This window comes from Streptomyces sp. NRRL F-5122 (assembly GCF_001507435.1).
Lineage (GTDB): Bacteria > Actinomycetota > Actinomycetes > Streptomycetales > Streptomycetaceae > Streptomyces > Streptomyces lannensis.
Window position 1 is genome coordinate 1 of sequence record NZ_LMWH01000139.1, and the last position, 14,995, is coordinate 14,995.

The following is a 14,995-nucleotide window of genomic DNA, read 5'->3' on the forward strand; positions in this document are numbered from 1 at the left end:
AAAGTCGTACGGGGCAACCCCACCCCCGAGGAGCTCGCCGCCGCACTCGCGGTCGTCCGAGCCCGCGCCGCGGCGGCAACCACACCACCGCCCGGCGCGGCACGGCAGCGCGACTCCTGGGCGGACCCGTCCCGTATCGCCGCCCACCGGCTGCCCCAGCCGGGGCCGACGGCCTGGAGCCGCACGTACTGGCCCGGCTAGGCCACGCCTCGTCCCTTTCGCGGGCCGGTCGCGCAGCGCCGGGCCGGCCCGCCCGGGGGGCGAGCGGCCCTCGGCCAAGTTGAGTACGCGTACTCAGGCGCCACAGCGGGTCACCGGCGCACGATCGAGGGCATGCTGTGGTCCGACCCCGAGAACGAACCGCCGGAAGAACTCCGCGACACACAGGAGATGTTGCGGCGGCTGGGGGTCCTCATGGCGCTGGCGATGGTGGTCGCGATGATCGTCATCGGCATCGGGTGAGGTGCGCCGATACGCTGAGCCCATGACCGATCAGTCGCGTCGCCGCCTAGTGCTCGCATCCCAGTCCCCCGCCCGGCTCGGACTGCTCCGGCAGGCCGGGCTCGATCCCGAGGTCGTCGTCAGCGGGGTCGACGAGGAGGCCGTCAGCGCCCCCACCCCCGCGGAACTCGCGCTCGCCCTGGCCGAGGCGAAGGCCTCCGTCGTCGCGGCCAGGCCCGAGAGCAAGGGCGCTCTGGTGATCGGCTGCGACTCGGTGCTCGATCTGGACGGCCAGGCCCTCGGCAAACCCGCGGACGCCGAGGAGGCCACGGCCCGCTGGAAGGCGATGCGCGGTCGGGCCGGCACGCTCCAGACCGGCCACTGCGTCTACGACACGATCAGCGGCCGGTACGCCTCCGCCACCGCGTCCACCGTGGTCCGCTTCGGGGAGCCCACGGACGAGGAGGTCGCCGCGTACGTCGCCTCAGGCGAACCCCTCTACGTCGCCGGGGCATTCACCCTCGACGGCCGCTCGGCGCCCTTCATCGACGGCATCGACGGCGACCACGGCAACGTCATCGGCATCTCGCTGCCGCTGGTCCGCCGGCTGCTGGCCGAACTGGGCGTCCGCATCACGGACTTGTGGGCGGCCCCGACAGAGTGAGGGCCGGCCGGGGCGGGGCCGTCAGGGGGTGACGGGTGCGGGGCCGCCGTTCTCCGGGGTCCCGCCCTGCTCCGCGGCCCTGTGCGCGGTCCCCTCGTCACCGCCCGGGGCACCGTCCTCGGGCGGAGCGCCGGCCGGCCTCTCCGGACGGTCGTACGTCATGAGGGTGAGCAGGATGAGCCCGAACACCACCATCATGAACACGAACGCGCCCCAGCCCACCAGACCGACCGTGAAGGCGCCGAGCAGACCGTGCACCACGGCCGCGGAGATCAGAATGATGCGCCAGAAGCCGGAGGGCGAGCGGTCACGCAGGGCGACGAGCAGTGCGGCGACCCCGCACAGCGCGAAGTACAGCCCGAAGACGACACCCCCCGCCTTCGACGAGACTGACATCGTGTCGGGGTCGAGACCGGCGAGGGACATGTCCTGCCGATCCACGACGACCCCGAGGAACCAGTTCAGCAGTGCGATGCCTATCGCCTCCACGAAGAGAACGATCGCAACGAGCCATGCCACCGGTCTGCGGACCACCGGTCCCCACCCACCTTCGCGCGTGCTTGCGTGTTACTCGGAGTACGTTCGAGACATCGTGAACGCTACTAACGGGTAAACCTCGGGACAAGAGGTCCGGCAGGGGCAAAGATTCGTTGGGCCATTAGTAGGGACTCCACAAAGAAACACGACCCGTGGCAGGACTACTTCATAGAGACCTTGACCACATCTGAGGGCTAGGGTTTTCCGGTGGATTCCCATGTGCGGCGGTGCGACAAGGGTTTTCGCAGGTTGAGTGAGCCTGGTTTCACGCTCCGTGTGGGCAAGCTCACCACTGGGGACGGGTCGAAACGTCGTGTCGGCAGTCCCTAAACTCGGCTTGTTTCAAGGAGAGGGAGCCATCGTGCGCAAGGTGTTGATCGCCAACCGTGGCGAAATCGCTGTCCGTGTCGCCCGGGCCTGCCGTGACGCCGGGATCGCGAGCGTGGCCGTGTACGCCGACCCGGACCGGGACGCCCTGCACGTCCGAGCTGCGGACGAGGCGTTCGCCCTGGGCGGCGACACCCCCGCCACCAGCTACCTGGACATCGACAAGGTCCTCCAGGCCGCCAAGGACTCCGGCGCGGACGCCGTCCACCCCGGCTACGGGTTCCTCTCCGAGAACGCGCACTTCGCCCAGGCCGTGCTGGACGCCGGCCTGATCTGGATCGGCCCGCCGCCGCAGGCCATCCAGGACCTGGGTGACAAGGTCGCGGCCCGGCACATCGCCCAGCGCGCCGGCGCCCCCCTGGTGGCCGGCACCCCCGACCCGGTGTCCGGCGCCGACGAGGTCGTGGCCTTCGCCAAGGAGCACGGCCTGCCGATCGCCATCAAGGCCGCCTTCGGCGGTGGCGGACGCGGCCTGAAGGTCGCCCGCAACCTCGAAGAGGTTCCCGAGCTGTACGAGTCCGCGGTCCGCGAGGCGGTCGCCGCCTTCGGTCGCGGCGAATGCTTCGTCGAGCGCTACCTGGACAAGCCCCGCCACGTCGAGACGCAGTGCCTGGCCGACAGCCACGGCAACGTGGTCGTGGTCTCGACCCGTGACTGCTCGCTGCAGCGCCGCCACCAGAAGCTGGTCGAGGAGGCCCCGGCGCCGTTCCTGAACGAGCAGCAGGTCGCCCAGCTCTACTCCGCGTCGAAGGCCATCCTCAAGGAGGCCGGATACGTCGGCGCGGGCACCGTGGAGTTCCTGGTCGGCAACGACGGAACGATCTCCTTCCTCGAGGTCAACACCCGCCTCCAGGTCGAGCACCCGGTCACCGAGGAGGTCGCCGGCATCGACCTGGTCCGTGAGATGTTCCGCATCGCCGACGGCGAGGAGCTCGGCTACGGCGACCCCGAACTGCGCGGCCACTCCTTCGAGTTCCGCATCAACGGCGAGGACCCCGGCCGCAACTTCCTGCCCGCCCCCGGCACGGTCACCACCTTCGCCCCGCCCTCCGGACCCGGTGTGCGCCTGGACGCCGGCGTGGAGTCCGGCTCCGTGATCGGCCCGGCCTGGGACTCCCTGCTGGCCAAGCTGATCATCACCGGCCGGACCCGCAAGGAGGCCCTGGAGCGGGCCTCCCGCGCCCTCAACGAGTTCCAGGTCGAGGGCATGGCCACCGCGATCCCCTTCCACCGCGCGGTCGTCACCGACCCGGCCTTCGCCCCCGAGCTGACCGGCTCCGGCGATCCCTTCACCGTGCACACCCGGTGGATCGAGACCGAGTTCGTCAACGAGATCAAGCCGTTCGTCACCCCCGCCGACACCGAGGCCGAGGAGGAGGCGGACCGCGAGACCGTCGTCGTCGAGGTCGGCGGCAAGCGTCTCGAGGTCTCGCTGCCCGCTTCCCTCGGGATGTCGCTGGCCCGCACCGGGCTCGCCGCCGGGGCCAAGCCGAAGCGGCGCGCGGCCAAGAAGTCCGGCCCGGTCGCCTCGGGCGACACCCTCGCCTCCCCCATGCAGGGCACCATCGTCAAGGTCGCGGTCGAGGAGGGCCAGGAGGTCAAGGAGGGCGACCTGGTCGTCGTCCTGGAGGCCATGAAGATGGAGCAGCCCCTCAACGCGCACAAGGCCGGCACCATCAAGGGCCTCAGCGCCGAGGTCGGCGCCTCCATCACCTCCGGCGCCGCCATCTGCGAGATCAAGGACTGACGCACACCGACGTCGACGAGGCGCCCCGCGGACCGCAGCAGCCGGCCGGCGGGGCGCCTCGGTGCTGTTCCGGGTCGCTGCCACCGACGGTCGAAAAGGGTGTGGCGGAGGGCCGCGGCCGTTCGTTCGAGGTGCCGTGAACCGTGTCTGCGGCATGTGCGCCGTTCGGACCGGTGCGCGGTGGAGCGGAGGCGGACCGCGGGGACCGTCCCGGTGATGCCGGAACCGGCTGTGTCACCGGGTGCCCGCGGGGCCGGGCACCGGTATCGCACCGCCTGTGAGGATGTTCGACGCGCCGGGACGAGGACCGTCCCCGACCCGCACGGCGGGCCCGATGCCCGCCTGGCCGCTATCGGCGGCGCAGGTCCGCCACGCGTGCGCGCTCTCCCGTGGACGGCTCACCGAGAACCGTCGCGGTACGCAACTGCGGGCCGCCCGGGATCTGGCTGCGACGGGGGCCCGGCAGGGGCACGTCCCGGCGAGGCGGGCGCCCCGGGACCGCATCACCCCCGGCCGAACCTCCGCCCGACGCCCCTGCGATCGCGACCTGCACCCCCTGATCGGCCAGGGCCTGCAGTTCGGTGGCCGCGCGGTCGTCGTGCGCGGGCGGCTCGTCCGTCACCAGCCGGGTGATCACGTCCGTCGGCACCGTCTGGAACATCGTGTCCGTGCCGAGCTTGGTGTGGTCGGCGAGGACCACCACCTCCCCTGCCGCCTGTACCAGCGCGCGGTCGACGGACGCGGACAGCATGTTGGACGTGGACAGCCCGCGCTCGGCGGTGAGTCCGCTCCCCGACAGGAAGGCTCTGGAGACCCGGAGCCCCTGGAGCGACTGCTCGGCGCCACTGCCCACGAGGGCGTAGTTGGAGCCGCGCAACGTGCCGCCGGTCATCACGACCTCGACGCGGTTGGCGTGCGCCAGGGCCTGGGCCACCAGCAGGGAGTTGGTGACGACGGTCAGCCCGGGCACCCGTGCGAGCCGGCGGGCCAGCTCCTGGGTGGTGGTTCCCGCCCCGACCACAATGGCTTCGCCCTCTTCGACGAGGCCTGCGGCGAGATCGGCGATGGCCGTCTTCTCGGCGGTCGCGAGATGTGACTTCTGCGGAAAGCCGGACTCCCGCGTGAACCCGCCCGGCAAGACCGCACCGCCGTGCCGGCGGTCGAGGAGTCCTTCTGCCTCCAGTGCGCGCACGTCCCGCCGTACGGTCACTTCGGAGGTCTGGACGACGCGGGCGAGCTCACGGAGCGACACGGCCCCGTTCGCTCGCACCATTTCGAGGATCAATTGACGACGTTCTGCAGCGAACACGAAACTGACAGTAACCCCAACGACCGTCTGCTTTCAGCAGTTTGCGCCGAATAACAGAAGTTGTTCGCACGGCGGGGCGGAAGGTGGTATACGTGCCTACTCCTTCCGCCTATGCCGCACGCATCGTCGGACACGCCCCGTGACCGGCGGTGGGACCTGCTCCGGACGGCCGGCGCCCGGGTGCGGCCGTCAGGCCTCGGCGCCCGCCTTGCGGGTGTGCAACTGCCGTGCCACCTCGGCGATCGAGCCCGAAAGCGACGGGTACACGGTGAAGGCGTTGGCGATCTGCTCGACCGTCAGGTTGTTGTCGACGGCGATCGAGATGGGATGGATCAGCTCGGAGGCGCGCGGCGCGACGACCACTCCGCCGACGACGATCTCGGTGCCCGGGCGGCAGAAGATCTTGACGAACCCGTCGCGGATGCCCTGCATCTTGGCGCGGGGGTTGCGCAGCAGCGGCAACTTGACGACCTTGGCGTCGATCTTCCCGGCGTCCACGTCGGCCTGGGTGTAACCGACGGTGGCGATCTCGGGGTCGGTGAAGACGTTCGAGGAGACGGTCTTCAGATTGAGGGGGGTCACCGCGTCGCCCAGGAAGTGGTACATGGCGATGCGTCCCTGCATGGCGGCGACGGACGCGAGGGCGAAGACGCCGGTCACGTCACCGGCGGCGTAGACACCGGGGGCGGTCGTGCGGGAGACCTTGTCGGTCCAGATGTGCCCGGACTCGCGCAGCTTGACCCCGGCCTCCTCCAGGCCCATCCCGCTGCTGTTGGGGACGGCGCCCACGGCCATGAGGCAGTGCGAGCCGGTGATCACGCGCCCGTCGGAGAGGGTGACCTCCACCCGGTCGCCGACGCGCTTGGCGGACTGCGCGCGCGAGCGGGCCATGACGTTCATCCCGCGGCGGCGGAAGACGTCCTCGAGGACGGCGGCGGCGTCCGGGTCCTCGCCGGGCAGCACCCGGTCGCGCGACGAGACGAGGGTGACCTTCGACCCGAGTGCCTGGTAGGCGCCGGCGAACTCGGCACCGGTGACACCGGATCCGACGACGATGAGTTCCTCGGGCAGCTCGTCGAGGTCGTAGACCTGGGTCCAGTTGAGGATCCGCTCGCCGTCGGGCTGTGCGTCGGGCAGCTCACGCGGGTGACCGCCGGTGGCGACGAGCACCGCGTCGGCGGTGAGGGTCTCCTCGCTGCCGTCCGCGGCCCGTACGACGACCTTGCGCGAGCCGTCCAGGGCCTGCATGCCCTCCAGCCGGCCGCGCCCCCGCAGGACCCGGGCACCGGCACGCGTGACGGATGCGGTGATGTCGTGGGACTGGGCGAGCGCGAGCCGCTTCACCCGTCGGTTGACCTTCCCGAGGTCGACCCCGACGACCCGAGCGGCCCGCTCCAGGGGCGGGGTGTCGTCGGCGACGATGATGCCGAGCTCCTCGTACGACGAGTCGAAGGTGGTCATCACCTCGGCCGTCGCGATGAGCGTCTTCGACGGCACACAGTCGGTGAGCACCGACGCCCCGCCCAGACCGTCGCAGTCGACAACGGTCACCTCCGCGCCGAGCTGCGCGGCCACCAGCGCCGCTTCATATCCGCCGGGTCCGCCACCGATGATCACGATCCGAGTCACGTACTCCATTGTCCCGCACCCTTCGGGTGCCGCTCCCCCCGGGGGCCGCGCGGTGCTCCGGCCGTTACGCAAGAGGCGGGCGGGGTGCTGCCGTACCCTCGACAGCATGTCGCTCTACGCCGCGTACGCCGGCAACCTCGATGCGCGGCTGATGACCCGCCGCGCACCCCACTCGCCGCTACGCGCCACAGGTTGGCTCAACGGCTGGCGGCTGACCTTCGGGGGCGAGCACATGGGCTGGGAGGGTGCTCTCGCGACGATCGTCGAGGACCCGCTCACACAGGTCTTCGTCGCGCTGTACGACGTCGCGCCCATGGACGAGGAGTCCATGGACCGCTGGGAGAGCGTGGGCCTGGACGTCTACCGCCGGCTGCGCGTGCGCGTCCACACGCTGGACGGCGAGGAGATGGCCTGGACCTACGTCCTCAACGGCTACGAAGGGGGTCTGCCGTCCGCCCGGTACCTGGGCGAGATCGCGGACGCCGCGGAGTCGGCCGGGGCGCCGCACGACTACGTGATGGAGCTTCGCAAGAGGCCCTGCTGAGCGTGGATCCGGCCCGTAGAATCGGACCGATCGACGCACGAACGGAAGAGCGTGCCATGGCCCCCATCGCCACGTACGACGTCTACTACACCGAGCAGGCCGCCGCGGCCCGCGACCGGCTCGACGACCAGCAGCGCCCGGCGTTCGACAAGGGCATCGCCCTCCTGGCCCGCGACCCCTTCCTTCCCGTGTCCCGCCCCATAGGTTCCACCGGGGACGACCGCACCATCCGCCTCACGCAGAACATCCTGGTGGAGTACACGGTCAGCCGGGGCCGGCTGCTGATCTTCATCGTCGAGGTCTTCAACGACAAGGACGTCCTCGTCACGGACTGAAGGACCCCAGGGCCCTGGGGCGATCCCACCGGGCCGAGCGCGCAACGCCTCGTCGGAAACGACAAGACAACGATCGCATTCCCGTGACCTCCATCATCTACGCGCGTAGGCCCGGACCGGCTACCCTCTTGCGCGTGAACGCATCTCTTCTTCCGGACGACATCCAGGGCGACCCCTACGCCGCCGCCGACGCCGCCGCCGCACGGCTGCGTGAGCTGACGGGTGCCGAGACCCACGACGTCGCCCTCGTGATGGGCTCCGGGTGGGCCCCGGCCGTCGACGCCCTCGGCGAGGCCGACGCGGAGTTCCACGTCACCGAGCTGCCCGGCTTCCCGCCCCCGGCCGTCGAGGGCCACGGCGGCAAGATCCGTTCGTACCGGATCGGTGAAAAGCGCGCCCTGGTCTTCCTCGGCCGTACGCACTACTACGAGGGCCGCGGTGTCGCCGCCGTCGCGCACGGTGTCCGCACCGCCGTCGCCGCCGGCGCCAAGACCATCGTGCTCACCAACGGCTGCGGCGGCCTGCGGGAGACCATGCGTCCCGGGCAGCCGGTCCTGATCAGCGACCACATCAACCTGACCGCGACCTCCCCGATCGTCGGCGCCAACTTCGTCGACCTGACGGATCTGTACTCCCCGCGCCTGCGCACGCTGTGCAAGGAGATCGACCCCTCCCTCGAGGAGGGCGTCTACGCGCAGTTCACCGGCCCGCACTACGAGACCCCGGCGGAGATCCGCATGGCCCGTGCCATCGGCGCGGACCTGGTCGGCATGTCCACGGTCCTCGAGGCGATCGCCGCGCGCGAGGCGGGCGCCGAGGTCCTCGGAATCTCCCTGGTCACCAATCTCGCCGCCGGTATGACGGGCGAACCGCTGAACCACGAAGAGGTGCTCCAGGCGGGCCGGGACAGCGCCACGCGCATGGGAGCGCTGCTCGCCCAGGTGCTGAACCGGCTGTAGGGCGCGCCCCGAACGAGCGGGCGCCCCGGGACGGTCGCGCCAGGCCCGGACCGGGGTGCGCCGGACCGGTGCCGACCGCGCCGAGCGGTGCTGGACCGGACGCGGACGCATGACGCCCGCAGCGGCCCCGGCGCCCTGCCCACCGGACGACTTCCCCGGACGGGGCGAGGACACCTTCGAGGAGCCCGCACGGGGTCGGGCGGCGCGCGACCACCGCACGAACACACAACGAGAGGTTGACCCGACGTGCACGACGAACTCATCGCACGGGCCAAGACGTGGCTGGCCGAGGACCCCGACGCGGAGACCCGTGAAGAGCTCGCCAAGCTCATCGACGCCGAGGATCACGCCGAGCTCGCCGCGCGCTTCAGCGGCACCCTCCAGTTCGGCACCGCCGGTCTCCGCGGCGAACTCGGCGCGGGCCCCATGCGCATGAACCGTGCCGTGGTCATCCGCGCGGCCGCCGGTCTCGCCGCGTACCTCACGGCCGAGGGGCAGTCGGGCGGGCTCGTCGTCATCGGCTACGACGCCCGCCACAAGTCCGCCGACTTCGCCCGGGACACCGCGGCCGTCGTCACGGGCGCGGGCCTGCGCGCGGCCCTCCTTCCGCGCCCCCTGCCCACGCCCGTCCTCGCGTTCGCCATCAGGCACCTCGGCGCGGTCGCCGGGGTGGAGGTCACGGCCAGCCACAACCCGCCCCGCGACAACGGCTACAAGGTCTACCTCGGCGACGGTTCCCAGATCGTGCCGCCCGCCGACGCCGGGATCGCGGCCGAGATCGACGCGATCGGCAGCCTCACCGCGGTCCCCCGCCCGGACAGCGGCTGGGAGGTCCTCGACGACAGCGTCCTGGAGGCCTACCTCGCCCGCACGGACGCCGTCCTCGCCGAGGGCTCCCCGCGGACCGCGCGCACCGTCTACACGGCGATGCACGGCGTCGGCAAGGACGTGCTGCTCGCCGCCTTCGCCCGGGCCGGCTTCCCCGTCCCGGCCCTCGTCGCCGAGCAGGCCGAACCGGACCCGGACTTCCCGACCGTCGCCTTCCCGAACCCGGAAGAGCCCGGCGCCATGGACCTCGCCTTCGCGAAGGCCCGCGAGACGGACCCCGACCTCGTCATCGCCAACGACCCCGACGCCGACCGCTGCGCCGTGGCGGTCAAGGACGGCGAGGACTGGCGCATGCTCCGGGGCGACGAGGTGGGCGCCCTCCTCGGTGCGCACCTCGTGCGCGGCGGAGCCACCGGCACCCTCGCGGAGTCGATCGTGTCCTCCTCGCTCCTGCGCCGTATCGCCGAGAAGGCGGGCCAGCCGTTCGTGGAGACCCTCACCGGCTTCAAGTGGATCGCCCGCGCCGAGGGCCTGCGCTACGGCTACGAGGAGGCGCTCGGCTACTGCGTCGATCCCGCGGGCGTGCGCGACAAGGACGGCATCACCGCCGCGCTCCTGGTCACCGAGCTGGCCTCGGTGCTGAAGGAGGAGGGCCGCACGCTCCTCGACCTCCTCGACGACCTGGCCGTGGAGCACGGTCTGCACGCCACGGACCAGCTCTCGGTCCGGGTCGAGGACCTGTCGGTCATCGCGGACGCGATGCGGCGCCTGCGCGAGCAGCCGCCGGTGCGGCTCGGCGGTCTGCCGGTGACGACGGCCGAGGACCTGACGCGGGGCACGGCGTCGCTCCCGCCGACCGACGGGCTGCGGTACACCCTCGACGGCGCCCGGGTCGTCGTCCGGCCGAGCGGCACCGAGCCGAAGCTCAAGTGCTATCTGGAGGTGGTCGTGCCGGTCGGCTCCCGTGCGGAACTCGGCGCCGCGCGGGCCAGGGCCGTGGAGCTCCTCGGTGCCGTCAAGCGGGATCTCGCGGCGGCCGCGGGGATCTGAAACCGCGGACGCGAGGCGACCGCCACCGGGACCGGAGCCCCGTCGCTCGACCGACGGCCTCCGATCCCCCGGCGGGCGCCTCCCGCACGGCACTCGGTGCAGAGGGCGCGCGCACCGCAGTCCGCTGCACTGCGGCGGCTCCGTGCTCCCGATCAGCTCCGGCGCACCCCCGGGCGGACGAACCACCCCAGTTCACCGGGAGTTGGCGCGGCGAAGGCACCTCGGTCGCCCTGCACAACGCGTCCTGCCCCACCATGAGAACGGCGTCCGACACTTCCCCGAACCCCCAGTGGGAGCCGGTCGACGCCGTGTGCCCCGCTACCCCCCTGCGTGGGCACCCGGGCCGGACACGGTTCGCCCGACGGGGCGCTCCGTGTCCCGCCCTCAGCGTGCCCTGCGCCGCTCAGCCGGCCGGTGTGGCGGTGGTCCCGTCCGTCGGCGTCCCGTCCGGCGCCGGGCACTCGGTGCCGGACTGGGTGGACTCAGGGGTCTCGGTGGGCGTGGGCGACGCCGTCGCGCCGGGGCACGCCGGGTCGTCGGCCGACGGCTCGGGATCCGGAGTGGTCACCGGGTCACTCGGGGCGCTTCCGCCCTCGGTGGGAGTCGCGGTCGGGGTCTCGACAGGGGTCGCGGTGGGGCTTTCCGCGGGCGTGGGCTCGGAGGTCGGTTCCGCGGTCGCCGAGGGGCTTGCGCTCACGGACGGTGAGGGGGACGGCGACCGGGTCCGGGAGCTTCGCCTTCGGTGACGCGGTGGGCCTGCCCGAGGTCGGTGCGGCCGCAGGGGCGGGGCCGCCGGCGCGTGTCGTGGGTGTGGGTTCGGGACGGGCCGTCTCGGCCGGGACCGTGGTCGGGATCCGCGGCGCACAAACGGACCGGCCCGGGTACGTCGTACGGAGTGTGCCACTCATCGGACACATCCCTTCATGGACCGGTGGGAGGGGTTGTTCCGATCGATCGGCCCGAAGGACGGGTGCGGGACGGACACGGGCCACGCATCGGGGCCGGGCACCCGCCGATGCCCGGCCCCGATGCGGGCGTTCTGGATCCGCGGGGCGAACGCCGTCAGCCGAACCGGCCGTTCACGTAGTCCGTCGTGCGCTGGTCCTGCGGACTGTTGAACATCGCGTCCGTGGGGCCGTGTTCGACGATCACGCCCGGGGTGCCCTGCTCCGCGAGGAAGAACGCGCACTGGTCGGAGACCCGGGCCGCCTGCTGCATGTTGTGGGTGACGATCACGATGGTGACCTCTTCGGACAGCTCGTGGATCGTCTCCTCGATGCGCCGCGTCGAGGTCGGGTCGAGGGCCGAGCAGGGCTCGTCCATGAGCAGGACCCTGGGCCGTACGGCCAGCGAACGCGCGATGCACAGGCGCTGCTGCTGGCCGCCGGAGAGCGCGCCGCCGGGCTGCCGGAGACGGTCGCGGACCTCCTTCCACAGGCCCGCCTTGGTCAGGCACTCCTCGACCAACCGGTCCTTGTGGTCACGTCCGGCGTTGACACCGCTCATCTTCAGTCCGGCGGTGACGTTGTCGTAGATCGACATCGCCGGGAAGGGGTTGGGCTTCTGGAAGACCATGCCGATCTGGCGGCGGGCGTGGGTGATGCGGCGGCCACGGTCGTAGATGTCGTCGCCGTCGAGCAGCACCCGGCCCGCGAGGGATGCGGAGCCGACCAGTTCGTGCATGCGGTTGAGGATCCGCAGGAAGGTGGACTTGCCGCAGCCGGACGGACCGATGAGCGCGGTCACCCTGCGGGCGGGCATGGTGAGCGAGACGGCCTCGAGGACCTTGTGGTCACCGAACCAGGCCGAGATGGAGTCGGCCTCCAGGGTGGCCGGGTCGCTGCCTGCGACGGCTCCGCCGGGTCGTTCGGCCTGTATCGCCTTCCACTTCTGCGTCGGGTCGAGGATTTCGTCGACGAGTGTGTCGGTCGTGTCGGTGGTGTCGGACATGATGGCTGGACTCCTCGTCGGTCAGAGCAGGTTGGGCAGCAGTCGGGCGGCGGCGCCGGAGACGGCGAGGCCGAAGGCGGCCAGGACGGGCGCGCCGACGATCCAGGTCTGCCAGCGGCCCCACGCGCGGTACGCGGCCATGGCGAGCAGGGCGGCCAGGAGCAGTCCCTGGGACCAGAGGAACACCGATAGCCAGGCCGCGTCCTCGGTGCCCAGGGCCTGCTCGGAGTCGTCGATCCAGCCGAGGGCGAGCGGGCGCGGCGGGGCGGGCTGTACGTCACTCGTCAGGGTCGCGTCGACGCGCAGGGTGCCGGAGGGGGTGTAGGGGCTGCCCTCGGCGGTGATGAGCGTGAGCCGGCCCTCGTTCTCCTTCAGGACGGGAGGCAGCGGGTCGCCCTTGTGGCGAATGGCGGTGACCTTGTACGTGGCCGTGCCCTGACCGGTCGTCAGCCGGATCTCCGTACCGGCGGGCATCTTGTGCAGGGCGTTGAACGGGCTGCCGTACCCCCACTGGCGGCCCATGATCACGCTGGTGCCGGCCTGTCCGGGCAGCGGGGTGTCCCGGCGGTGGCCCGGACCGGACATCAGCACACCCGAGGTCGTGCCCTCCCCGACGACCTCCTTCAGGCCCAGGGCCGGGATGCGCAGCAGGGCGACGGGCGCGCCCGGCTCCAGCATCCTGCCGTCGTACGTCTGCTGGCCCACCGGCGCGACCCCGAGGGCGAGTTGGCGACGGAACTCGTCGTACGCGGTCTGCTGGTCGCGGGAGTGCTGGAGGTGGCCGACGATCGTGAGGTTGGCGGCGAAGCCGAGCATCAGGGCAGTCAGCAGGCACAGCGCGGCCCCGGTGAACGCGAAACCGGCGCGTTCCGCCCGCGGCGCCCTCGAGCTGGACTCGGGCTGGGGCTCGGGCGAGGGCTCCGGCGCCGGCGGCGCCACGGCCGGCGGGGGCGGGGTCAGCACGGTCACGGGAAGCGCTCCTGTGGAGAGATGTCGAGTGGAGAAGCGAAAGGCGCGGGCGGCGGGGTGGGGGCCCGCCGCCCGTGCTCCGCCTGCCGTTACGAGCGGGGCTCGCCGAAGGTCAGCAGCCCGTTGCGCCGGCCGTACCGCACGAAGGCGATGCCCGCCCCGGTCAGGACGACGGCGCCGATGCCGGAGAACAGCGCGATCCGGCTACCGGTGGAGGCGAGGCCGCCGGAGGGCGAGGCGCCGCCGGAGGTCGACGTGCCGCCGGAGGCGGAGTCACCGCCGGTGGTGGAATCGCCGCCCGTCGACCCGGACGTGGTGCCGGACGTGTCGCCCGAGGGATCGTCGCTCGGGTCGCCGCTGGGGTCGTCCGACGGATCGCCGGAGGGATCGTCCGACGGGTCGCCGCTCGGGGACTCGGAGGGCGGGGCGGGCACCGTGAACGGCACCGCGTCCAGGTTGCTCTCGGCATCGCCTGGGCACACCGGGCTGATCTTCCACGCGCTGATGCCTTCGACCGCGTCGTCCGGAACGGTGAGTTCAGGCCAGGTCGCTGTTCCGTCCGCGTCGGACGTGGCGCCGGGGAAGGTGCCGTCGTTCCGATCCATGGCGAGGGTGAACGCCGTGTTCGGCTCGCACCTGCGGATGATGAGCTTCACCGTCTGGCCGCGCTGCAGTTCGGGGGTGCCGGGCAGTCGCTTGCCCGAGTCGTCCAGCATCTCGAACTGCGCCAGCCGCACCCGCACCGTGAAAGGTTCGGATTCAGAGGGCACGAACTTGGTGGCGTCCGTCGGGGTGAACCGAGCGACGACGTCGTGGACCCCCAGGGGCAGTGTCGTCGTCTTGAACTCGGCCTTCCCATCGGCGACGGGGGCCTCGCCCAGCGTTGTCTCGCCTTCCAGGAACGTCACGGTGCCGGCCGCCTCCGCCGGCGTGATCGTCGCGGTGAGCGTCACCTCCTGGTCGGGCTCGGCATTGGGGGGAGAGGCGATCAGTGCGGCGTTCGTGGCCTTCGCGCCCTCCCCGACCACCCAGTCGTCGCCGGTGACGGTGATCTTCTGGGACCAGTACGGATCGCCCGGCGCGACCGCGTCCGGAGCAGGACTCCAGGAGAAATTGTCCACGCACCGTACGCGCAACTCGTACGTTCCGTTGCCCGTGATGACGCTCGACAGACTCTGGAACACGACATCCGGGTTGTCCGCCGCGGCCAGCGACACCGTCGAGGTCGCTTCGGTGTAGGGCGCCTGGTTGGTGATGCCTTCCTGCACCCTCGCCTCGGTGCCGTCGGCCTTCACCACGATCATGGTGAGAACGCTGTTCCAGTTGAAATCAGGTTCGCCGCCGTCAGGGCACTTGCCCGGGATCTCCAGGGAGCCGGAGAAAGGCTGCGGGTCGGTCAGCTTGCCGCTGCCGGGCGTCAGGGTGAACTCACCGACTGAAGCCGCCCGGGCGGGCTGGGACTGCGACGCCACCAGGGCGACGACGCCCAGGGCGAGCACGGCGCAGGCCGCCACTACGGCGGCCGCTCTTCGGAACGGGTGTAGCACTCTCATTGCGATGGCCCCCGGGGGACTTCGATGGATGGATACGGAGACAGCACGTGGGGCCGGGCACCTGGAAGGTGCCCGGCCGTCACGCGGGATCAG

15 protein-coding genes are annotated in these 14,995 nt (G+C 71.7%); 9 read left to right on the forward strand and 6 right to left on the reverse strand.

Annotated elements, in window-relative coordinates:
• The 3 genes from ADL25_RS16180 to ADL25_RS16185 form a co-directional block, all read left to right on the forward strand.
• Nucleotides 1–201, forward strand: a 201-nt coding sequence (locus ADL25_RS16180; protein ID WP_059128441.1) for an acyl-CoA carboxylase epsilon subunit, incomplete at its 5' end; no start/stop codon positions are given.
• Nucleotides 202–333: 132 nt separating this feature from the next.
• Nucleotides 334–462 carry a morphogenic membrane protein MmpB gene (gene mmpB, locus ADL25_RS51540; RefSeq protein WP_107116625.1) on the forward strand — a complete coding sequence of 43 codons (129 nt, stop codon included), beginning with the start codon at nucleotides 334–336 and terminating at the stop codon, nucleotides 460–462.
• A 22-nt stretch (nucleotides 463–484) separates the two neighbouring features.
• Nucleotides 485–1,105, forward strand: coding sequence for a Maf family protein (locus tag ADL25_RS16185; protein WP_059128442.1), 621 nt, complete (start codon nucleotides 485–487; stop codon nucleotides 1,103–1,105).
• Nucleotides 1,106–1,126: 21 nt separating this feature from the next.
• Here ADL25_RS16185 and ADL25_RS16190 read toward each other — a convergent pair whose 3' ends face one another.
• On the reverse strand, nucleotides 1,127–1,639 hold the full coding sequence (locus tag ADL25_RS16190) for a hypothetical protein (protein WP_059128443.1): 513 nt from the start codon (nucleotides 1,637–1,639) through the stop codon (nucleotides 1,127–1,129).
• Nucleotides 1,640–2,003: 364 nt separating this feature from the next.
• On the opposite strand from ADL25_RS16190, the gene ADL25_RS16195 reads away from it, so the two are divergent.
• Entirely contained in the window at nucleotides 2,004–3,776 is a 1,773-nt protein-coding gene (locus tag ADL25_RS16195; RefSeq protein ID WP_059128444.1) for an acetyl/propionyl/methylcrotonyl-CoA carboxylase subunit alpha, read from the forward strand.
• Nucleotides 3,777–4,125: 349 nt separating this feature from the next.
• Here the strand turns inward: ADL25_RS16195 and ADL25_RS16200 are convergent, their stop codons facing one another.
• Together ADL25_RS16200 and ADL25_RS16205 are read right to left on the reverse strand one after the other, a co-directional pair.
• On the reverse strand, nucleotides 4,126–5,085 hold the full coding sequence (locus ADL25_RS16200) for a DeoR/GlpR family DNA-binding transcription regulator (protein WP_079050391.1): 960 nt from the start codon (nucleotides 5,083–5,085) through the stop codon (nucleotides 4,126–4,128).
• Between the two features lie 189 nt (nucleotides 5,086–5,274).
• Nucleotides 5,275–6,723, reverse strand: coding sequence for an NAD(P)H-quinone dehydrogenase (locus ADL25_RS16205; protein ID WP_059128446.1), 1,449 nt, complete (start codon nucleotides 6,721–6,723; stop codon nucleotides 5,275–5,277).
• Between the two features lie 97 nt (nucleotides 6,724–6,820).
• Here ADL25_RS16205 and ADL25_RS16210 point away from each other — a divergent pair, with 97 nt between their 5' ends.
• The 5 genes from ADL25_RS16210 (at nucleotide 6,821) to ADL25_RS16230 (ending at nucleotide 11,176) form a co-directional block, all read left to right on the forward strand.
• The gene (locus tag ADL25_RS16210) at nucleotides 6,821–7,258 is read left to right on the forward strand and encodes a gamma-glutamylcyclotransferase (protein ID WP_059128447.1); all 438 of its coding nucleotides are present in this window, start codon (nucleotides 6,821–6,823) and stop codon (nucleotides 7,256–7,258) included.
• Between the two features lie 56 nt (nucleotides 7,259–7,314).
• Entirely contained in the window at nucleotides 7,315–7,593 is a 279-nt protein-coding gene (locus ADL25_RS16215) for a type II toxin-antitoxin system RelE family toxin (protein WP_059128448.1), read from the forward strand.
• Nucleotides 7,594–7,727: 134 nt separating this feature from the next.
• Nucleotides 7,728–8,552 (forward strand): purine-nucleoside phosphorylase, encoded by an 825-nt coding sequence (locus ADL25_RS16220; protein WP_059128535.1) that lies wholly within the window; start codon nucleotides 7,728–7,730, stop codon nucleotides 8,550–8,552.
• 246 nt (nucleotides 8,553–8,798) lie between these two features.
• The gene (locus ADL25_RS16225) at nucleotides 8,799–10,430 is read left to right on the forward strand and encodes a phospho-sugar mutase (RefSeq protein WP_059128449.1); all 1,632 of its coding nucleotides are present in this window, start codon (nucleotides 8,799–8,801) and stop codon (nucleotides 10,428–10,430) included.
• 416 nt (nucleotides 10,431–10,846) lie between these two features.
• Entirely contained in the window at nucleotides 10,847–11,176 is a 330-nt protein-coding gene (locus ADL25_RS16230) for a hypothetical protein (RefSeq protein ID WP_147318019.1), read from the forward strand.
• Nucleotides 11,177–11,492: 316 nt separating this feature from the next.
• Here the strand turns inward: ADL25_RS16230 and pstB are convergent, their stop codons facing one another.
• The 3 genes from pstB to ADL25_RS16245 form a co-directional block, all read right to left on the reverse strand.
• Entirely contained in the window at nucleotides 11,493–12,380 is an 888-nt protein-coding gene (gene pstB, locus ADL25_RS16235; RefSeq protein WP_079050392.1) for a phosphate ABC transporter ATP-binding protein PstB, read from the reverse strand.
• 21 nt (nucleotides 12,381–12,401) lie between these two features.
• Entirely contained in the window at nucleotides 12,402–13,349 is a 948-nt protein-coding gene (locus ADL25_RS16240; protein ID WP_059128451.1) for a sortase, read from the reverse strand.
• 89 nt (nucleotides 13,350–13,438) lie between these two features.
• The gene (locus tag ADL25_RS16245) at nucleotides 13,439–14,902 is read right to left on the reverse strand and encodes an Ig-like domain-containing protein (protein ID WP_079050393.1); all 1,464 of its coding nucleotides are present in this window, start codon (nucleotides 14,900–14,902) and stop codon (nucleotides 13,439–13,441) included.
• Nucleotides 14,903–14,995: the final 93 nt, after the last annotated feature.